Annotated in this window: 16 protein-coding genes; 8 read left to right on the top strand and 8 right to left on the bottom strand. The window is 65.4% G+C overall.

What is annotated here, in order from left to right; genetic code table 11:
- Positions 1 to 35: 35 nt before the first annotated feature.
- The 3 genes from QP140_RS00200 to QP140_RS00190 form a co-directional block, all read right to left on the bottom strand.
- Complete coding sequence (locus QP140_RS00200; RefSeq protein WP_284757403.1) at positions 36 to 1418, bottom strand: amidase family protein; 1383 nt, start codon at positions 1416 to 1418, stop codon at positions 36 to 38.
- Between the two features lie 114 nt (positions 1419 to 1532).
- Entirely contained in the window at positions 1533 to 3239 is a 1707-nt protein-coding gene (locus tag QP140_RS00195; RefSeq protein WP_284757401.1) for an FAD-binding dehydrogenase, read from the bottom strand.
- 149 nt (positions 3240 to 3388) lie between these two features.
- Positions 3389 to 4879, bottom strand: a complete 1491-nt coding sequence (locus tag QP140_RS00190) for a class I SAM-dependent methyltransferase (protein WP_284757400.1) — start codon at positions 4877 to 4879, stop codon at positions 3389 to 3391.
- Positions 4880 to 5025: 146 nt separating this feature from the next.
- On the opposite strand from QP140_RS00190, the gene QP140_RS00185 reads away from it, so the two are divergent.
- Positions 5026 to 6456, top strand: coding sequence for an NAD(P)/FAD-dependent oxidoreductase (locus tag QP140_RS00185; protein WP_284757399.1), 1431 nt, complete (start codon positions 5026 to 5028; stop codon positions 6454 to 6456).
- Positions 6457 to 6585: 129 nt separating this feature from the next.
- On the opposite strand, the gene QP140_RS00180 is transcribed toward QP140_RS00185, so the two are convergent.
- Entirely contained in the window at positions 6586 to 7065 is a 480-nt protein-coding gene (locus QP140_RS00180; RefSeq protein WP_284757398.1) for a PaaI family thioesterase, read from the bottom strand.
- 43 nt (positions 7066 to 7108) lie between these two features.
- Here QP140_RS00180 and gndA point away from each other — a divergent pair, with 43 nt between their 5' ends.
- The 6 genes from gndA (at position 7109) to QP140_RS00150 (ending at position 14702) form a co-directional block, all read left to right on the top strand.
- Positions 7109 to 8608 carry an NADP-dependent phosphogluconate dehydrogenase gene (gndA, locus tag QP140_RS00175; RefSeq protein WP_284757396.1) on the top strand — a complete coding sequence of 500 codons (1500 nt, stop codon included), beginning with the start codon at positions 7109 to 7111 and terminating at the stop codon, positions 8606 to 8608.
- A complete protein-coding gene (locus QP140_RS00170) occupies positions 8609 to 9898 on the top strand; it encodes a DEAD/DEAH box helicase (RefSeq protein WP_284757395.1) in 1290 nt (429 codons plus the stop codon).
- 78 nt (positions 9899 to 9976) lie between these two features.
- Positions 9977 to 11374, top strand: a complete 1398-nt coding sequence (locus QP140_RS00165) for a hemolysin family protein (protein WP_284757393.1) — start codon at positions 9977 to 9979, stop codon at positions 11372 to 11374.
- Positions 11374 to 12408, top strand: coding sequence for a hemolysin family protein (locus QP140_RS00160; protein WP_012360316.1), 1035 nt, complete (start codon positions 11374 to 11376; stop codon positions 12406 to 12408). The genes QP140_RS00165 and QP140_RS00160 overlap by 1 nt, the downstream gene beginning before the upstream one ends.
- Before the next feature lie 46 nt (positions 12409 to 12454).
- Positions 12455 to 13402 carry a 3-methyladenine DNA glycosylase gene (locus QP140_RS00155; RefSeq protein ID WP_284757391.1) on the top strand — a complete coding sequence of 316 codons (948 nt, stop codon included), beginning with the start codon at positions 12455 to 12457 and terminating at the stop codon, positions 13400 to 13402.
- Between the two features lie 64 nt (positions 13403 to 13466).
- Entirely contained in the window at positions 13467 to 14702 is a 1236-nt protein-coding gene (locus QP140_RS00150) for a vWA domain-containing protein (protein ID WP_284757390.1), read from the top strand.
- A 54-nt stretch (positions 14703 to 14756) separates the two neighbouring features.
- Here QP140_RS00150 and QP140_RS00145 read toward each other — a convergent pair whose 3' ends face one another.
- The 4 genes from QP140_RS00145 to secA2 form a co-directional block, all read right to left on the bottom strand.
- Entirely contained in the window at positions 14757 to 15290 is a 534-nt protein-coding gene (locus QP140_RS00145) for a MerR family transcriptional regulator (protein WP_070759129.1), read from the bottom strand.
- Between the two features lie 262 nt (positions 15291 to 15552).
- The gene (gene ftsR, locus QP140_RS00140; RefSeq protein ID WP_012360320.1) at positions 15553 to 16296 is read right to left on the bottom strand and encodes a transcriptional regulator FtsR; all 744 of its coding nucleotides are present in this window, start codon (positions 16294 to 16296) and stop codon (positions 15553 to 15555) included.
- A gap of 5 nt (positions 16297 to 16301) precedes the next feature.
- On the bottom strand, positions 16302 to 16736 hold the full coding sequence (odhI, locus tag QP140_RS00135; RefSeq protein WP_070759131.1) for an oxoglutarate dehydrogenase inhibitor Odhl: 435 nt from the start codon (positions 16734 to 16736) through the stop codon (positions 16302 to 16304).
- Between the two features lie 96 nt (positions 16737 to 16832).
- The gene (secA2, locus tag QP140_RS00130) at positions 16833 to 19154 is read right to left on the bottom strand and encodes an accessory Sec system translocase SecA2 (protein WP_284757386.1); all 2322 of its coding nucleotides are present in this window, start codon (positions 19152 to 19154) and stop codon (positions 16833 to 16835) included.
- A gap of 134 nt (positions 19155 to 19288) precedes the next feature.
- Between secA2 and rraA the strand changes: the two genes are divergently transcribed.
- The gene (gene rraA, locus QP140_RS00125) at positions 19289 to 19786 is read left to right on the top strand and encodes a ribonuclease E activity regulator RraA (RefSeq protein ID WP_284757385.1); all 498 of its coding nucleotides are present in this window, start codon (positions 19289 to 19291) and stop codon (positions 19784 to 19786) included.
- The last annotated feature ends 48 nt before the right edge of the window (positions 19787 to 19834 follow it).

The following is a 19834-nucleotide window of genomic DNA, read 5'->3' as shown; positions in this document are numbered from 1 at the left end:
GTTCGCAGACACAAATCTCCCCCGCAGCCCCTGGGTCATGCCAGTTCGCGGGCAAGGTCCAGGAGCTTTTTCTCGGCGCCGACATCTCCCACCATTTGCACGCTGGTCGGAAGCCCGTCGCTACCCTGCCCCATTGGCACGGCTAGCGCCGGCTGACCCGCGACATTCCACATGGCGGTGTAGGCGATCGAAGGCATGCTCAGCAGGGAGGCACGAATGGCCCCCTTCCCCACCAGCAGGTCAGCGCGGCGTGGCCGGTCGGCCACGGTCGGCGTGAGGATCGCATCAATACCCTCGCGGGCCATGATGTCCGAGACCTTGCGCCCAATGGTGGCTGCCCTCCTCTCCGCCCAGGAGACCATCTTCGGCCTCATGAGCGCGCCCACCAGCTTCGTCAGTCGGTGGCGCTTTTCGATGCGCTCGGGCTTTTCCAGCAGTCCGATTTCGCTCCGGATTCCGGCGAACATGAGGATCAGGAACGGCAGCGTGGGATCCGGCAGCCGAGCAGACAGCGGCCGAACCTCCACCCCCTGCGCCTCGAGCTGCGCGGCGGCACGCTTTCGCGCCTCGCGATTGGCCGTGGCCACCGGGATGAACGGCGTGCTCGAGAGGTCCAGCCACGCAACCCGCCAGGACCTCTCCCCTTCGTATCCACCCGGTCCGAGTGGAGCAGGATCGTCGTCCTGCAAGACGGACATCATCAGCTCGATGTCCTCCACCGTGCGCGCCATCGGGCCGGAGGTCCCCAGGGATTTCCAGAGGTCGGCATAAGGGGCGGTGGGCAGCACTCCCCGACCCGGTTTGAGCCCCACGAGCCCGCACATCGCCGCCGGGATCCGGACCGAGCCACCGCCGTCGCCGCCCATCGCCATCGGCACCATTCCCGCAGCCACCGCTGCTGCAGAGCCGCCGGAGGACCCACCCGGTGTTCGGGACAGGTCGATGGGATTGCGGGTCACCCCGTAACCCTGCGAGGAGGTCAGCGGGTAGGCGCCGAACTCCGGCATGTGAGTCTTGCCGATGATGATCGCCCCCGCGGCGCGGAGCCGGGCGACGACCGCGGAGTCTGCGGTCTTCGGCGTGTGGTTCGCGCGGGTGCCGAAGCTCGTCACCGCACCCGCGACATCGAGTTCCTCCTTAATAGCAATGGGAACTCCGTGGAGGGCGCCACGCTCCGAGGGATCAAGCTGGTCGAGCGATGCCGCATCCCGCAGGGCAGCTTCCGCGAAGACCTGGCTGAAGGCGTTAATGAAGCCGTCCCGCTCCTTGATGCGGTCGAGGGCGGCGCGCACCCCCTCAACCGCCGAACGCTCCGCTACCCGGCCACGCCACTGGTGCACGTCGAGCTCGTGCCACGGGGTATCCCCCGTGTCTTCGCGCCGGATGCTGGCGTTGTGTCCCTGAGGTGACATCTTCATCAACCGCTTTCTTCCGATCTATCTCCATCGCCGGGCCCCCGGGCTACAGCGGGGCACAGCGCTTGCCCGGTCGCCACACCCGCGTGTGAGCCCATATACCCCAAGTGGGTCGCGCTACGCCCCGGCGCCCGCCTTAGGCAGCGTGTACCTCAACTGCTCGCCAACCCGCTTCCCCGAGTGGATGCAGCCACCGAGGAAGGTTCCCTCCAGCGCGTTCTGGCCGTGCATACCGCCACCACCGAAGCCCGCGACCTCGCCGACCGCGTAGAGCCCCGGCAGGACTTCCCCATCGTTGGTGAGGCAGCGCCCAGCCAGGTCGGTCTCGATCCCGCCCAGGGTCTTTCGGGTCAGCACACTCAGACGCACGGCAATCAATGGCCCGTGCTTCGGGTCCATCAACTCGTGTGGTGCCGCACAACGCACCACCTTGTCGCCCAAGTACTGGCGTGCGGTGCGGATGTAATTGATCTGATAGTCCTTGGAGAACTTGTTCTCGATCTGGCTATCCCGGTCCTCAATCTGACGGCGCAGCTCGGCCTCGTCGACCTGCGGCTTATCAGGCCCGACTAGCTCGTTCATCTTCTTGACCAGGCTGCTGAGGTCGTCGGCGATCACCCAGTCCTCGCCGTGGTCCATGAAGGCCTGCACGGCGACCTGCATGCCGGAGCCAAGCTTGGAAAGCAGCTTCTTCACACTCTTGTCCGTCAGGTCTGGGTTCTGCTCGGAGCCGGAGAAGATGAACTCCTTGGCGGCGATGGTCTTGTTCAGGATGAACCAGCTGTACCCCATCCCGGTGCGCCCAATATGGCTCAGCGCCGCGAGGTTATCGCCGCCCGGGATGAGGTTGCTGGGCAGCCGCTGGCCCGCCGCGTCTAGCCACATCGCACTGGGACCTGGGATGATGCGAATACCGTGGCCCGGCCAGATGGAGTTCCAGTTGTGCATGCCCTCCGGGTAGTGCCAGGTCCGGTCGGTGTTCACGAGGTTTGCACCCGCAGTTTCGGAGATGCCGATCATGCGGCCGTCCACGTGGGCTGGCACGCCGGTAACCATGTCCTCCGGGGCGGGCCCCCAGCGGTCAGTCGGCCAGCGCTTGCGCACCAGGTCGAGGTTTCCGCCGATTCCGCCGGAGGCGACGACGGTGCCCGCCGCACGGAATTCGAACTCCCCCACGGCCGTTCGGGAGGATGCCTCGCCGCGCGGAAGATCCGTTGCTTCCAGGACCGTGCCGCGCACTCCCTCGATGCGGGTGCTCCCGTCAGCCCCGGTACCGGTGATCAGCTCGTCGACGCGGTGGCGGAACTCGAAGCGGATGCGCCCCTCCTGCTCCAGCTTCTCGACCTGCTCGCGGAAGACGCGGACGACCTCCGGCCCCGTCCCCCAGGTCAGGTGGAAGCGCGGCACGCTGTTGCCGTGACCGGAGGCGTCGCCGGAGCCGCGCTCAGCCCAACCGACGGTGGGCAGCACGTTGAGCCCCAGGTTCTTGAGGTAGCTGCGCTTCTCGTTGGCAGCGAAGCGGACGTACTCCCGACCCCAGGCCTTCGGCCAGCGGTCGTTCGGGGTGTCCTCGAACTGGGCGGAGTTCGCCCAGTCGCGCCAGGCCAGGTCTTCGCTATCTTTGACCCCCATGAGCCGCTGCTCCGGGCTGTCGACGTAGAACAACCCGCCGAGGGACCAGAACGCCTGTCCGCCCAGGTTGTTACGGTTTTCCTGGTCCAGGATGAGGACGTTCAACCCACTCGTTGCGGCCTCGTAGGCGGTGACGAGACCCGCCAGGCCTGCACCGACGACGATGACGTCCGGATTCCACTGCGTACTCAAACTGTCCTCCCCTTGTCTACGGGCATCTGCCTCGGCTCCACGGGCTCGTGGGGCGCGAATATAATTGGTTAGTTTAGGCAAAGGACATTGCTGTGTGCGCGATTTGCGAAACTTTGATCAGTGTCTCGCGGAACCGGGGCCACCCCGCGTTAACGGCGGTGGCGAATGACGAACTGCATGCAGTCGATGTCGCCGGCATTCACAAGCGCTTCGTGCAACGCGAGCTGGAAATCCCACAGGCGGCGGTAGATCGCGTCGAAGCCTGCGGCGGCCGCCTGGCGCTCGCGGGAGGCAAAGTGGGCACGCCACATCGGCAAGGTCGCTGCGAGGTGCGGTCCAAGGTGATTTTCGGCGACGACGTCCAGCCCGCCGGCGAAGATATGTTGGCGGATCAGCGCCGCCGGGGAGTATTCCAGCGCGGGCCAGATGTAGCCGCGCACCACGTCGAGGGATTCCCGCGCGGTGTCGCGCATCTGCGGGGTGGCGACCAGAGTCTGCACAACGGCCACGCCCCCGTCTGCGAGGAGCCTATCCACGGCGCGGAAGAAGTGACCGAGCCCGCCCTTTCCGAGGGTCTCCAGCCGCTCGGTGGAGAAGATCGCGTCGTATTCGCCTGCCCATTGCCGCGGCGAGGGTACCGGGCCACTGATCAGCTCGACGCGCACGCCGCCGGCTACGCCGGCCTGGCGCACACGGGAGCGCACCACCTCGGCGTGCTCCTCATCGGAGGTCAGCACACTCACCGAGGCGCCCCGCTGGGCCGCGAGAATCGCTAGCTGACCGCCGGAACTCGAGAGTTCGAGGACGCGGTCGCCCGGGCCAACATTCGCCTCGTCCAGCATCAGATTGATGCGGCGCAGCTGCCCGGAGTTGAGGTCCTGGCGCTGCGCGTCGGCGGGCTTGAGGTACCAGGTTTCATCAAGAGTGACGGGCTGCTCCGGCTTGCTGAGTCGGCGGCGCACACCTGCCAAACCGCGGGGCTCGGGATTCTCCTCGTCATCCACTAGAGTCTCCCCGGTCCTGCGGTCGACCTGAACGGTTTCCGTGGTGCGGGCGGCCGAGGCAAACAGCGCGGTGGCGGTGGCACGGGTGGCTCCCGCGTACAGCTCCACGAGACCATCGGGCAGCTCGCCGGCGCGCACCGAACCAAAATCATGGCGCGGCTTTCGTGGGCTAATCCCAGCCAGCAAGGTATTCATCGGCGCTTCGAGGGGCTGGCGAAGGAGAACTTCCAGCACCTTGACCAGGGGCGCGGCCCGCCACTCCCCGATCAGGTAGCTTTCCGCAAGCCCCAGCCAGCCTTGGGCAACCACCCGGTCGAGCATGAGCCCGTCTCGCACCTCGAGGTAGGTCTCGTCCTTGGAGTCGAAGGAGACCCCCTCATCGTCCAATAGCTCTTCCAACCGCTCGCGAAAGGCCTCGGATCGCTTACCGAGGAACCGGCCGCGGGGCAGCTCAGCGAGGTGCGGCCACCGCTCGGGGTCGATATAGGGGTCGAGAGAGAAACGCTCCACGGGAACTATCAGACACTCCTCTCCCGGTGCTCGCGGGGCCGACTCGGCCATTCGCGGTGGAGTTATCCCTAAAGTTAGCCGATATTGTGGCCCAAACGGGGTATTAACACTCAGGAAGCAACCCATATCAGGTGGATCCCGGAAGTGCTTTAGAAGGCCTTAAGCATTAGGATTGTTGAAGCACGCTTCGTGAGGATCTCACAGGGTCCGTATATCAGCGAGAACTTGAATACAAAAACCAAAAATATTGTGCTGAGGAGCATTAGTTTCTTATGACCACCAACTCCCTTGGTCCAGCAGGTAAGCGCCACCACGTCGTCATCATCGGCGGCGGTTTCGGCGGTCTGTTCGCGGCAAAGAAGTTCAAGGGCAAGGACATCGCGGTCACCATCATCGACCGCACCAACCACCACCTGTTCCAGCCGCTGCTGTACCAGGTCGCGACCGGTATCCTGTCTGAAGGTGAGATCGCACCTTCCATCCGCCAGCTGATGGCGGACGACGAGAACATCCGCGTGATCAAGGGCGAGGTCCGCAACATCGACATCGACGGTCAGAACGTCACCGCGGACCTGGGTGGCAAGGAAGCCGTCATCGAGTACGACTCCCTGATCCTCGCTGCGGGCGCTGCACAGTCCTACTTCGGTAATGACCACTTCGCCGAGTTCGCACCGGGCATGAAGTCCGTCGACGACGCGCTGGAGATCCGTGCCCGCGTCACCGGCGCCTTCGAGCGCGCCGAGATCACCACTGACCCGGAGGAGCGCCGCCGCCTACTGAACTTCGTCGTCGTCGGCGCGGGCCCGACCGGCGTGGAGCTGGCTGGTCAGCTGGCTGAGATGGCCCACCGCACCCTCGCCAAGGAGTTCCGCGAGGTCGACACCAACGACGCCCGCATCATCCTCATCGACGGTGGCCCGCAGGTTCTGCCTCCGTTCGGCAAGCGCCTGGGCCGCAAGGCTCGCCGCAAGCTTGAGGATCTTGGCGTCGAGGTCGTCCTGAACTCCCTGGTCACCAACGTGGACCGTGAGGGCGTGACCTACAAGAACATGAAGACGGGCGAGGAGTCCTCGATCCCGAGCTACGCCAAGATCTGGTCCGCCGGTGTGGCCGCTTCCCCGCTGGGCAAGCACGTCGCCGACCAGGCTGGTGTGGAGTCCGACCGCGCGGGTCGCGTCATGGTCAACGAGGACCTGACCCTGGGTGTGCACAAGAACGTCTTCCTCATCGGCGACATGATCAACCTCAACGGCCTGCCGGGCGTGGCGCAGGTCGCTATGCAGGGTGGTCAGTACGCTGCGAAGACCATCATCGACGAGATCGAGAACGGCACCAGCCCGGAGGCTCGCGCTCCGTTCGACTACTTCGACAAGGGCTCGATGGCGATCGTCTCCCGCTTCAACGCTGTGGTGAAGATCAACAAGGCCGAGGTCTCGGGCTTCATCGGTTGGCTGATGTGGCTGGCCCTGCACCTGCTGTACCTGGTCGGCTTCCGCAACCGCGCGATCGCCGCGTTCAGCTGGGGCCTGAACTCCGTTTCCCGCCGCCGCTGGCAGCTGGTTGCTACCCGCCAGCAGCTGCACGCCCGTAACGCGCTGAACAAGCTGCGCAAGCTGGAGGACGAGAAGGGCATCCGCTCCCTCGAGGTGCGCGATAACCTTAAGTTCGGCGAGGGGCGCGATACCCCGGCTGACGCCGACTAGTCCCCGCGCTGGCGCCGAACGCGCTAGAAAAGCTCGATCCCCGGCCCCACCTTCGTGGTGGGTGGCCGGGGATTTTTGCTGGGCTCGCTATGCGTCCGCGCGGCGACGAGGAGCCGTGGAGCGGGGCTATTACCCCTTATTCATCACGGCGGTTTTCAGCATGGTCAGTGCAAGCAGCTTGCCGGTCTCCTCGTTGCGGTGCTCGACGCGCCACAGGTGGGAGGTCGAGCCCAGGTGCTCAGCCGTCGCGGTGGAGACGATGACGTCGCCAGGCTTCGACGGTCGCAGAAAGTCCGTGCTGTTGTTCGTTCCCACGACGATCGGGCCCGCGCCCGCAGCAACGAAGCTGGCCATGCTGGCTGCGGTCTCCCCCAGCGTGGCGTAAATACCTCCGTTGGTGATCCCCCAAGGCTGCAGGTGCATCGCCTTCACCTCCAGGCGGAGGGTGAGGGAATGAGGTGCCACCTCGGTGTAGCGAACACCCAGTGCCTCTTCCAATCCGTTGGTGGCGGTCGAAATTCCGTTGAGGGTGTCGAGCTCTTCGGCGGTGAGCTTACGCTGGCTAGCCGTGCTACTGAGCTGCAACATGGTCGTCACGTGTTCGTTCATGCCAATAGATTAACCACTAAGCATCGGGGTAAACTGGGAAATCATGAGTAAACCTTCGGCACCGAATCTTTCCTCGAATCAGGCACCCGCAGGCGCACCAGATGGCGAGCTCGCCCAGATCGGCGTGATCGGCCTGGCGGTGATGGGGTCCAACATCGCCCGCAACTTCGCGAATCACGGCCACACCGTGGCGGTTTTCAACCGCACTTTCGCCCGCACCGAGGGCTTCATGGAGAACTTCGGCGAGCAGGGTTCTTTCATCCCAGCCGAGACTTTGGAAGCCTTCGTGGCTTCCCTCGAAAAGCCGCGCCGCGCGCTGATTATGGTGCAGGCCGGCCCCGCTACGGATGCCATGATCGAGCAGCTCGCCGATCTCATGGACCCGGGCGACATCATCATCGATGGCGGCAACGCCCTGTACACGGACACGATCCGCCGCGAGAAGGAGATCTCCGCGCGTGGCCTGCACTTCGTCGGCACCGGAATCTCCGGCGGCGAGGAAGGCGCGCTCAACGGGCCGGCGATCATGCCGGGTGGCACCGCCGAGGCTTATGAGTCCCTGGGCCCGCTGCTGGAGTCCATCTCCGCGAAGGTTGATGGTCAGCCGTGCTGTGCGCACATCGGCCCGGACGGCGCGGGGCACTTCGTCAAGATGGTGCACAATGGCATCGAGTACGCGGATATGCAGGTCATTGGCGAGGCCTATCACCTGCTGCACTACGGGGCGGGGCTGAGTCCAAAGGAGATCTCCGAGGTCTTCCGCGAGTGGAATACCGGCGAGCTGGAGTCCTACCTGGTGGAGATCACCGCCGAGGTTCTGGCTCAGGTGGATGCTGAGACTGGCAAGCCGTTGGTGGACATCATCGTGGATGCCGCCGGCCAGAAGGGCACCGGTCGCTGGACCGTGAAGTCCGCCTGCGACCTGGGTATCCCGGTCACCGGCATCGGCGAGGCGGTCTTCGCTCGCGCGCTGTCCTCCGACGGCCCGGCCCGCCAGGCCGCCCAGGGCAAGCTCGCCTCCGGTGAGCTGGCTGCCCCAGTGGACGCCGCCCAGCGAGAGGCCTTCATCGAGGACGTCCGCCGCGCGCTGTACGCCTCGAAGATGGTCGCCTATGCCCAGGGCTTCGACCAGATCCTCGCAGGTTCGGAAGAATACAGTTGGGACGTCGACCCCCGGGATCTGGCCCGCATCTGGCGCGGTGGTTGCATCATCCGCGCCCGTTTCCTCAACCGCATCGTCGATGCCTACGAGGCTGACCCGCAGCTGCCGTCCCTGCTGCTGGATGAGTACTTCCTGGAACAGATGTCTGGTCTGGTGGACTCGTGGCGCCGTGTCGTCGGGACCGCGACCGCCCAGGGGCACCCAGTTCCGGTGTTCGTCTCGTCGCTCTCCTACTACGACTCCCTGCGTGCCCAGCGCCTGCCGGCCGCGCTGATTCAGGGCCAGCGCGACTTCTTCGGCGCCCACACCTACGGCCGCGTGGATAAGCCTGGTGCCTTCCACACCCTCTGGTCCGGCGACCGCAGCGAGGTCGAGGCTTAAGTGCCGTCGCCTGACCCCGAGCCGCCGTCTTCCCAGCCCGAGTTTCGATCGCTCGGGCTACCAGTAGCGCTCGCCCAGTCTCTGCAGCGCGCGGGGCTACGTGAAGCCTTTCCGATCCAGGCCAGCGTGATCCCCTCCGCCGTTGAGGGGAAGGACGTGCTGGCCAGTGCACCGACTGGCTCGGGTAAAACGCTCGCCTTCGGGCTTCCCATGCTGGCTCGGTTGAGTTCCGGGGATCTGCCGCGCACGACGCGGCCGGGCAATCCTCGGGGTGTGGTGCTCTGCCCCACCCGCGAGCTCGCGGAGCAGGTCTTCGAGAACCTGGACCCTCATGCCGCTGCTCTGGGTCTGCGCGCGCTGGTCCTGGTGGGAGGGGTCAAGGTGCGGGCTAACCTCACCTCCCTCGCCCGCACGGTGGATATCGTCGTGGCCACCCCGGGCCGGTTGAACGACCTCATTAAACGCCGTGCGATCTCCCTGGAGCACTGCGCCGTCACGGTCGTGGACGAGGCCGATCACATGGCAGACCTGGGGTTTCTTCCCCAGGTGCAGGCAATTCTCGAACGCACTCCGCAAGACAGCCAGCGGCTGCTCTTCTCCGCAACATTAGACGGCGAGGTCGCGGCCCTGGCTGAGGGCTGGACCCGTCACCCGGTCCGAATCGAGGCTTCCGGCGCACGCTCGAACTCGACAGCAGCGCCGGTCCCCGCCTCCGGTGCAGGACACCAGGCTGAGGCAGAAGCACGAGCCACGGGTGCTCGCCCAACTCCACGCGCAGCCAAGGACGAGGGTTCTCCGGTGGAGTTCCTCCTCAGCGAGGTCGCCGATAACGGCCAGCGTCAGGCGGCGGTCCGCGCGATCGCACGCAAGGTGCCCCGCGTGATTCTTTTCGTGCGCACCACCCACTCGGTGGCGCGCTGGGCGAAGTACCTCTCGGCGGGCGGCGTCAAGGTCGCCGCCCTGCATGGCAACCGCGGCCATCAGTCCCGCCAGCGGGCGCTCGCTGACTTCCGGGAAGGCAAGGTGCGCGTGCTTGTCGCCACCGACATCGCCGCCCGGGGCATCGATGTGCCGGGCGTCCGCGCCGTCGTGCACATCGACCCGCCACGCGATCCCAAGGCGCTCGTGCACCGCTCGGGTCGAACCGGCCGCGCGGGCGCGTCCGGCACGGTCGCCCTGCTTGCCTTCCCCGACCAGGTCCGCGAAGTTTCGACCATGATGCGGGCCGCTAACCTGGGCTACGAGAAGGTCGAGTCCACCAGGCTCGTCCGCCGGATTCTCCGTGAATAACCACCACCGCCCCGGGTCCCCGGGGCACGCGCAACCCACCACCCACTCACTCCTCGCCAAGGACAACTTCTCAAGAATATGGACATACTGCTGAGCATTCTCGGCCTCGCGGGCTTCATTGCATTGACCGCGGGCACCGGGCTGTTCGTCGGGATCGAGTTCGCCATCACCGGTCTCGAAAGATCGACCATCGACCAACACGTTAAGGACAAGAATGACGGCCCGGCACGCCTTATCCAAAAGGCTCACGGCGAGCTCTCGCTGCTGCTTTCCGGAGCCCAGCTGGGCATCACGATCACGACCCTGGCCACTGGCTTCCTCGCCGAACCGATCCTGGCGAAGTTCTTCACCCCGATGCTGGATCTGTTCGGCATCCCGCACTCCGCCTCGATGGCGATCGCGCTGACCCTCGCGGTCATCCTGGCCACGGCCCTCTCCATGATCTTCGGCGAGCTGGTGCCGAAGAACCTGGCGATCACCGACCCGCTGAAGGTCGCGCGCTTCACCATCCGCCCGGTGTGGGCCTTCAACCAGTTCTTCCGCGGCTTCATCTCCTGGCTCAACAACCTCGCCAACTTTGTACTGCACCGCTTCGGCATCGAACCGGCCGATGAGCTCGCGAGCGCCCGTAGCCCGAAGGAGCTTGCCGCCATCGTGAAGTCCTCCGCCGGCACCGGCGAGTTCACGCAGGCCAAGGCACAGATCCTGGACCGTTCCCTGCGATTCCGGGACATCTCGGCCGACGACATCATGACGCCGCGCTCCACCGTCGAGTCGCTGGATGAAGAGGACACCGCCGACAAGCTGATCCTGCTCGCAATGGAGACCGGCCACTCCCGCTTCCCCGTTACCCGTGGCGATTTGGACGACACGATCGGCGTCGTCCACGTCAAGGACGCGGTCGCGCTACAGCCGGAGCGGCTGGCGACGACCACCGTCAAACGCCTCGCCCGCCCCGTCCCCACCGTCCCAGAAAGCCTGGGTGGCGAGGCCGTCCTGCAGAGCGTGCGCTCCGCCGGTTCGCAGCTGATTCTCGTCGCGGACGAGTACGGCGGAACCTCCGGCATCATCACCATCGAGGACGTCGTCGAGGAAATCGTCGGCGAGGTCTGGGATGAGTATGACGATAAGGACGAGGACGCCGAGGTCCGCCGCACCGGGCAGATGTGGGAGATGTCCGGCCTGGTCCGTACCGACGAGATCTTCGAGGAAGTCGGCTACACCGCCCCGGACGGCCCCTATGAAACCCTCGGTGGGCTCGTGATGTCTGCCCTGGGCAGGGTGCCGGTGGAGGGTGACCAGGTGGTCCTCCCCCGCTCCGAGCGGGAACTCCGGGACTCGTTTGAAAGCGGGCTGAACAACCGCTGGTTGGCCCGCGTGATCTCGATGGATAAACACCGCGTCGACCGGGTGATCCTGAGCCCGATCACCGAGGAACAGGCCGCAGAGTACATCGACGAGGAGGGTGAAAACTAATGGGTGATTTGTGGGGCATTCTTCTTGCCGCTTTTCTGATCCTGGTCAACGCCTTCTTCGTGGCGGTGGAGTTCGCGCTGATCTCCTCCCGCAAGGACCGCCTGGACTCGATGATCGCCTCGGGTAACCAGCGGGCGAAGAAGGTCCGCTACGCCGTCGAGCATCTGACCATCATGCTGGCGGGCGCGCAGTTCGGTATCACCATCGCCTCCGTCCTGTTGGGCATGATCGGCGAGCCGGCGATCGCCCACCTCATCGAGGCCCCGCTGGCGGCCCTGGGGCTGCCGGAGAGTTTCGTCCACCCGATCGGCTTTACCATTGCGCTGCTGCTGATCACGATGCTGCACATCGTGCTGGGCGAGATGGTGCCGAAGAATATCGCGCTCGCTGGACCGGAGACGGTGGGTACGTACCTGGTTCTGCCGCACCTGGCATTCGTTAAGGTCACGCACCCGATCATGGTCGTGCTGAACTGGATGGCCCGCACCGTGCTGCACGCCTTCGGTGTCGAGCAGAAGGATGAGCTGGACTCCACGGTCTCGCCGCACGAGTTGGCGAACATGATCGCGGAGTCCCGTTCCGAGGGGCTGATCGCCGCCGACGAGGCGGACCGCATCTCCAACGCTTTGGCTAGTTCCCGCCGCGCGATGGGCGAGGTCCTCATCCCCCGTGAGGATGTCTACGCCCTGCCCTTCGGTGCGTCCGGACCGACGGTCATGGAGGTGCACCGGGCGGTGGTGGAGACGGGTTTTTCCCGCTTCCCTGTCGCCGATTCGAACGGCACCTGGTTGGGTTACGTGCACGTCAAGGACGCGCTGGACGACTTCCTCGCCGACCGCGACGTCGCCGTCCCCATCCGCCCGCTGATCACCGTGACGAGCACGCAGAACTTCGACCTGGCGATGCGCGCGATGCGCGTGAACTCCTCGCACGTGGCCGCGGTCGTGGAGAACGGGCGCACCATCGGTCTGGTGATGCTGGAGGACATCATCGAGGAGCTCGTGGGCACTGTCCGCGACTGGACCCACGACTAGAAGCACTAGGTCCCCCCGAAGAGAAAAGGAGGCGGCAAAGGCCTGCATGGCTATTGATACGCAGCTATCCCCCACCCGCCCGGCCGAGCGTGTGCTGGGCTGGGATGATTGGCAGGCCCGCGAGGCTGTCCACCAGCAGCGAGTGGAATCGCTGACCGCGGCACACCAGGCGCGCCGCAAGCAGGGTGAACGCCACCCGGTGTGGGACTTCTTGTTCAGCTACTACCCGGTAACCCCTGGGAAGCTGAAGAAGTGGCACCCGGGGCTGGGCACCGCGCTGGAGATCCACCCGGACGAACCGGTGGAGGGCTTGCCGCAGGTGAAGGACTTCTACCACCGCGTTGGGAATACCTGGGTGCTGGATCCAGCGGCGTTTCTGTTCCGCCGGGGCAAGACCGCCCGGTTCATCCGGCGGCTGCTCGCGGCGACGGCTGCCCGGCCTGCGGTCTTAAGCTGCTTCGGGCTGCACGAATGGGCCATGGTTTACCGGGATGCCCCGCGGCACCCGGAGCCGCTTCGGCTGGGTGCGGCTGGCACCAACGAGGTCGTGGAATCCCACGAGCTGAAGTGCACGCACTTCGACGCCTTCCGGTTCTTCACCTCTTCTTCCGCGCCGATGAATGCGAATCAGCTCACCAGGGAAAGCCAGGAACTCTTTGAGCAGCCGGGCTGTCTGCACGCGGGCATGGACTTGTACAAGTGGGCGACCAAGCTGGGCCCGGTGGTGCCGGGCGAGCTGTGGGTGGATTGCTTCGAGCTGGCTCGGGACTTCCGGCAGCTGGACATGGAGGCCAGCCCCTATGACCTGCGGGAATGGGGTTTCGAGCCGGTGCGCATCGGGACGGCCGAAGGAAAGGCGGAGTACGTCCGCCGCCAGCGAGAGCTGACGACCAGGGCCCAGGAGCTGCGCGGCGAGCTGCTGGAGATTCTGGATCTGCTGCTCAGCCACGAGGACCACCCCCAGCAGCCGACGCAGGACGCGCCGGGCATGTGATCGACGGCTGGGGTGCACCGAACTGCACTAAACTGAAGGGTTGAACACGATTTTTGGAGGGTCGATGGCGCGTCACGCGAATGGTGAGAATAACTTCAAGGTCGCCGGGTGGGTCTGGGCCGTGCTGATCGCGGTCGTGCTGGTCACCGCACTGATCATCGGCTGGTCAGCGGTGTCGAAGAATAACCAGGAGACGGTGGCCGCCGAGGAGTGCGCGGAAGGCGACTACGAACTGAGCGTCTGGGCCGCCCCCAAGGCCAAGTCGGCGGCAGAGGACCTCGCAAACGCGTATAACGACGCCGACCGGGTCGTCGCCGATCACTGCGTCACCGCCGCTGTCTCCGAGGTCGCGGACCGCGACGGCCTGTCCAAGCTGGACTCTGAGGTCCCTGCAGCGTGGGTTCCGGAGGACGCCGCGGCAGTCCTTCCGGCCGCGAAGGATCACGGCGTGCGGGTGGCTGGTAGCAAGGCCCCGACGGTCGGCGATCCAGCCCGACCGGTGCTCCGCCTTGAGGCCGGCGACCGGGTGCCGGAGCTTGGCCAGCGTGCGGCTTCAGACTTCACCAGCTTCGCGGTTGAGGAGCAGAAGCTGCCGACCACCGAGGTGGCCACGCTGACCGGCGGCAAGGGCGACGGCGCTAAGGACGCGAAAAGAGCCGAGGACGAGAAGGCTAAGGGCTCCAAGAAGGGCAAGGATAAGGCAAAGAAGCCGGCGCTGGCCCGTGGCACGGACGTCACCTTCCTGCTGGATACCTCCGACGCGATGGGTGTCGTCGAGGGCGATGCGCGCCGTCTCGACGTGGTGCGCGGTGCACTGCACTCTGCCTTCCAGAGGGTTGGCGAGAACGAGGGTGCGGTGAGCCTGTGGAACTACTCTTCGCAGCTCTCCCCCGGGGCACGCACTCCATACCGCGTGAACGTCGACCTCTCGGCCCGCGATGGTGGGGCGGGCGCCGGTGCGGTGCTGGATCAGCTGAATGTGGGCGGCGGCAACCACGCCAACGTTTCCATCTCGGCCGCTCACAAGGCGGCGGTGGATTCCGCTGCGGCGGCGGGCGCGGAGAAGCCAGCCGGCCGCATGGTCGTGGTGCTGGCAGGTAAGAACCAGGACGGGCTCTCCGTCGAGCAGCTGAAGGCCCAGCTGGCGGCGGCCAACCCGCAGGTGCGGGTGGACATCGTGGGTATCGGTGGCGATGTTTCCGTAGACGAACTCACGCAGATCGCGGAGGCGACGGGCGGAAAGTTCTACCCCGCCCGCGACGCGAAGGCCGTGGACGGGGTACTGAAGGATATTCTTTAAGCCCCGCTGCGGTCAGGGGGCAGCGAGGCTTAAAAGTTTCTCGAAGGCTGCGGCCTAGGCCAGGCGACGGCGGCGGCGACGCTCGGCGAGCTCGTCGATCGCCGGGTCCTGGGAAATCTTCTCCGATGGGAAGCTCGTGATGTCGCCACTGAGCTCCTTCATCAGGCCTGGAACGGCGATGCCGAACACGCCCTGGCCACCATTGAGCAGGTCGATGACCTCCTCGGAGGAACGGCACTCGTAGACGGTCGTGCCGTCGGAGACGAGGGTCAGGCCGGCGAGGTCATCCACGCCGAGGTTCTCCAGCTTGCTGACTGCCTTGCGGATGTTCTGCAGGGAGATGCCGGTATCCAGCAGGCCCTTGACGATCTTCAGCACGAGGATGTCGCGGAAGGAGTACAGGCGCTGGGAACCGGAGCCGGAGGCGTTACGGATGGAGGGCTTCACCAGGTCGGTGCGTGCCCAGTAGTCGAGCTGACGGTAAGTAATACCTGCGACCTGGCATGCGATGGGCACGCGGTAGCCCACCTCATAGTCTGGCCCGTGCACATCGAAGAGTGCATCCTGCTGGCCTTCGTTCGTACCCATTCGCTTCTCCTGACCGTGGCCGCTTACGCGGTCCCCTCTTGTTAGTTAAAGAATAGCCGGGTCGGCGGACACGTCAACCGCAAACCCTTAAGTTCAAGTTCAAGGTTAACATTAACATCCACAACAAACGACACATGTGTAACAACACGCGTGTCAGATAACTTTTGCGGACGCCCCCGGGGTCGCCTTCCACCAAAAAAACTAAGGCCCGCGCCCCTCCCCTTTGTAGGAGGTAGGCGCGGGCCCAAAAGCTCTAGAGAATCTAGTCGAGGTTGCCCTTCACGATGGCGGCGTTGAGGGAGAGCAACAGCGCAGAGACCTCGCGAGCCGTTTCCGCGGAGCGCTGGCGCGCGTTTTCGTCGCGGGCGTGCTTCAGCGGATCAGAAACGCGGGAGACCAGGTCGAGCTGGCGGTGCGCGATGGTCATCATGGCCTTCAGGTGGCGGCCGTCGAGGCCGAACTCGCTGAGCCGGTCCGCCAGCTGCACGATCGTAATGTCGTCCACGCTGAAGAAACCGGACTGGTCGGCCATGACCAGGCCGAGGCGGATCAGGCTACCGGTGAAGGAGTCCTCCACACCAGCACGCGCCGTCAGGTCCGCACGCGTCAGGCGGCGTGGCTCCGAGGTGCGGAACTGCTCCGCGGACATCGCACCGGCGATCTGGCGCTTGGCGTAGACCGGGGTGACCTTCCCGGCGTCCATCGCATCGAGCTGCTCCTTGATGACCTTCAGCGGCAGGTAGTTATCACGCTGGTGGGTCAGGATGTAGCGCAGACGCTGGATGTCCTCCGGGGAGAAGCGGCGGTAGCCGGACTGGCTACGGCGAGGGGTGATGAGCCCCTCGGACTCCAGGAAGCGGATCTTGGAGACCGTCACATCCGGGAAGTCCGGCTTCAGCTGCTTCAGCACATCGCCAATGGAGGCGGTGGGAAGCACCTTCTCCCCGGTCTGCGCCGGGTTCTGCTCGAGCAGCTTCTTCGCTGCGTTACCTTCTTGTGCCGCCACGGGTTTTAGCTTTCCTTCGCGCCGTTCAGGAACACGAGGCGGAACTTGCCGATCTGGATCTCGTCACCGTTGGACAGGACCGCAGAGTTCTTCGGCTCGCGGTTGACGTAGGTGCCGTTCAGGGAGCCGACGTCCACGACCTCGTAGTCCGCACCGTTACGGCGGAACTCGGCGTGGCGACGGGAGACGGTGACGTCGTCCAAGAAGATGTCGCTGTCCGGGTGACGGCCAGCGGCGGTGGTCTCCTGATCGAGGAGGAAGCGGGAACCGGCGTTCGGGCCGCGCTTCACCACGAGAAGGGCGGAGCCCTCCGGCAACCCCTCGACACCGGAAGGAGATGCGTCGGCCTGGGCGCCGGACTCCATCTCCTTCAGGAGGTCCGCGCGAAACACCGATGTGGTCTCGACAGATGCCTCCGGCTTACCGGTGTTCTGGCTCATAGTGAGATCCTCTCTGGAACGTATTTGGCTAACGACAACACAATACTACCCCGCAAGCGATGGAGAGTCACCGCGGTTGTTTTCACAAGTTCATAACTATCTGAACATCTGCGCCACAGAGCCGATCAACGAGCCGCCACCGCTGGAAAGCGGATTGTCGTTGACCATATAAGTCCAGGTCGCAGACGGCTTGTGGAGGCCGAGGCCATCCAGATCCACGCCTTCGCTGGTGAATTCCGCCTCAGCAAAGGTGTCCTCCGCCTTGTTCACCGCACGGGCTGCCAAGTCGCCGAACGCGGCGATGGACATGCGGTGGAACTCGTCGATGGGCGACTCCCGGGCAATGGCGCGCAGGTGGATGGACTCCCGGATGTCGTCCAGGTAGGCCAGGTGCTCGCTCCATTCCAGGTCCAGATGGAAGAGCATGATCGCGCGGGCCGATTGCTCCAGCACGGTCTGCTCGATGCCCTGCTCCTGGAGGCTGGCGGCCTTCTGTGGCTGCGCGTCGGCGAGCTCCTGCCAGGCAGCATCGGTGTCCAGTAGCTTCTGACGGCGGGCATCGATAATGTCCCGCTGGTCCTTGATGAGCTTGTTGTACTTCCAGGTCGTGGCGTGGATGTCCAGCATCTGGCCTTCGGTGACGCGCTGGCAGTGATCGACGAAGTTCGCGACCTTCTTCTGATTCAGGCGACCGCTCGCGTCCGGCTGGGCCTCCAGGCTCTCCCCGGCACCGCCGGTTTCCACGACATCATCCTGCAGGGAGACGAAGAAGACCGAGCTACCGGGATCGCCCTGGCGGCCCGCGCGCCCGCGCAGCTGGTTGTCCAGGCGCTGGGAGCGGAAGCGTCCCACGCCGACCACGTGCAGTCCCCCGGCCTCGACGGCGGCGTCGCGGGCGGACTCGTCCTTACCGCCGAGCTTGATGTCCGTACCGCGGCCTGCCATCTGGGTGGAGACGGTGACGTGGCCGGGGCGCCCTGCTTCGGCGACGACGGCGGCCTCGGCCTCGTGGTTCTTCGCGTTCAGGATCGAGCTCTCCACGCCGCGGGCGGCGAGGGCCTCGGCGATGCGCTCGGAGGCGGCGACGTCCTGGGTACCGATGAGCTGCGGCTGGCCGGTCTCCTGGACCGCGAGGATGTGCTCGATGACGGCGGCGTCGCGTTCCTCGTCGGTGGCGTAGATGCGGTCGGCCTCGTCGAAGCGTTTGGTCGGCACGTTCGGGTCGATGACCGAAACCTGCAGGCCGTAAAACTGGCGCAGCTGGTCCCCGGCCGCCAGGGCCGTGCCGGTCATGCCGCAGACGGTCGGGTACATGCCGATCAGGGCCTGGATGGTGATCTGGTCGAGGATGCGCCCACCATCGGTGACGCGCAGCCCCTCCTTGGCCTCCACCGCGGCCTGCAGGCCATCGGGCCAACGCTGCAGGTCGGCAATGCGGCCCCGCGAGCCGTCGATGAGGGCGACGGAGCCGTCCTTGACGATGTAGTGGACGTCCCGGATGAGCAGGTGCTCGGCGTGCAGGGCGACATTGACCTGGACGAGCGTCTGGCCGGCGTCTTCGCCGTCCTTGCCTTCCGAGTACAGGGAGTCGATGCCGAGGGCGTCCTCGACGAACTTCGACCCCTTATCTGTGAGGAAGACGTTGCGGCGGTCCGGGGAGATGGTGAAGTGCTCGTTTTCCTCCATCCGCTGGACCAGCTGGGTGATTTGCCCGGCTGGCGCGGTGCCCGGCTCGCTACCCGCGAGGACGAGTGGAACGAGGGCTTCGTCGACGAGCACGGAGTCCGCCTCGTCGATGACGGCGACGTCCGCGGGGGTGCGGACGACCTCAGCGCGTTCGGTGGCCAGGTGGTCGCGGAGGACGTCGAAGCCGAGTTCGTTGATCGCGCCGAAAACGATGTCCCGCTGGTAGATCTCGCGGCGCTGCTCGGAGGTCAGCTCCTCCTGGATGGCGCCGTGGGTGAGCCCGAAGAAGTCGAACATCGGGCCCATCCATTCGTCGTCGCGGGCGGCGAGGAAGCCGTTGACGGTGATGACGTGCACGCGCTTGCTCTGCAGTGCGTAGCCGATGGTGGCCATCGCGCCGGTCAGGGTTTTGCCCTCACCGGTGGCCATTTCGGCGACGTCCCCGTTGAGCAGGGCGAGGGTGCCCTGGAGCTGGACGTCGAAGGGGGCGATGCCGAGGGTGCGGCGGGTGACCTCCCGGAGGACGGCGAGCAGCTGCGGGACGTCCTTGATGCGGCCGTCCTCCCCCTCCCCTGTCTTAACAACCGCGTCTGCTGCGGCGGCGCGGAGCTCGTCATCAGTAGCGCCGGTGTAGCGCTCAGGGTTGGCCTGTGCGACGACCGCCCGGGACTTCTTCTGATTCTTCTTCGGCGACGTGCCCATCGCACGCCAGAACCAGTCAAATGCAGCCATGTGCTCTTCTATAACCTCGTGTCGGATCGACGCTTGCTTATGCGCCGTCCACTTTACCGGGCAGCCCGGACATGCCCGCCCAAAGTGGGGCACCTTGCTGTTCAGGGGTGGTCCAGCACCTATGCTTAGAGGCTATGAGCGAGATCACTTTTATCCCCACGGCAGACTTGGTTGACATCATCGGAACGGAGTCCCGGTCCTGCGACACGCAGTTCCAGGACCTCGGCGGCAAGGTCGAGTTCTGCGGCCGCATCACCACGGTGTCCTGCTTCCAGGACAATGCGCTGCTGAAGTCCATCCTCAGCGAGCCGAACCCGGGCGGCGTGTTGGTCATCGATGGCCAGGAGTCCCTGCACACCGCACTGGTGGGCGACATCATCGCCGGCCTGGGGCAGGAGAACGGCTGGGCGGGTGTGATCGTCAACGCCGCGATCCGCGACAGCAAGGCCATCGGCGAGATGGACTTCGGCTGCAAGGCGCTGGGCACCAACCCGCGCAAGTCCACGAAGACGGGGGCGGGCGAGAAGGATGTTGTGCTGCGCTTCGGTGGCGTGGAGTTCAACCCGGGCGAGTACGTGTACGCGGACTCGGACGGCATCATCGTCACGGAATCCCCGGTTGACCCGCAGTAATGCCCACTGGCGGGGCTGATTAGTACGCGCCCTGAACCATGCTGTACT

The organism is Corynebacterium sp. UMB9976 (assembly GCF_030212265.1).
Lineage (GTDB): Bacteria > Actinomycetota > Actinomycetes > Mycobacteriales > Mycobacteriaceae > Corynebacterium.
Note: the sequence above shows the minus strand (reverse complement) of the source record. Positions and strands in the feature narration are given on the sequence as shown.

Coding starts and splice junctions, on each gene's coding strand:
- QP140_RS00200 (WP_284757403.1), bottom strand. CDS start 1,418: ATGAAGATGTCACCTCAGGGACACAACGCCAGCATCCGGCGCGAAGAC.
- QP140_RS00190 (WP_284757400.1), bottom strand. CDS start 4,879: ATGGGTTGCTTCCTGAGTGTTAATACCCCGTTTGGGCCACAATATCGG.
- QP140_RS00185 (WP_284757399.1), top strand. CDS start 5,026: ATGACCACCAACTCCCTTGGTCCAGCAGGTAAGCGCCACCACGTCGTC.
- QP140_RS00180 (WP_284757398.1), bottom strand. CDS start 7,065: ATGAACGAACACGTGACGACCATGTTGCAGCTCAGTAGCACGGCTAGC.
- gndA (WP_284757396.1), top strand. CDS start 7,109: ATGAGTAAACCTTCGGCACCGAATCTTTCCTCGAATCAGGCACCCGCA.
- QP140_RS00165 (WP_284757393.1), top strand. CDS start 9,977: ATGGACATACTGCTGAGCATTCTCGGCCTCGCGGGCTTCATTGCATTG.
- QP140_RS00160 (WP_012360316.1), top strand. CDS start 11,374: ATGGGTGATTTGTGGGGCATTCTTCTTGCCGCTTTTCTGATCCTGGTC.
- QP140_RS00155 (WP_284757391.1), top strand. CDS start 12,455: ATGGCTATTGATACGCAGCTATCCCCCACCCGCCCGGCCGAGCGTGTG.
- QP140_RS00150 (WP_284757390.1), top strand. CDS start 13,467: ATGGCGCGTCACGCGAATGGTGAGAATAACTTCAAGGTCGCCGGGTGG.
- QP140_RS00145 (WP_070759129.1), bottom strand. CDS start 15,290: ATGGGTACGAACGAAGGCCAGCAGGATGCACTCTTCGATGTGCACGGG.
- odhI (WP_070759131.1), bottom strand. CDS start 16,736: ATGAGCCAGAACACCGGTAAGCCGGAGGCATCTGTCGAGACCACATCG.
- secA2 (WP_284757386.1), bottom strand. CDS start 19,154: ATGGCTGCATTTGACTGGTTCTGGCGTGCGATGGGCACGTCGCCGAAG.
- rraA (WP_284757385.1), top strand. CDS start 19,289: ATGAGCGAGATCACTTTTATCCCCACGGCAGACTTGGTTGACATCATC.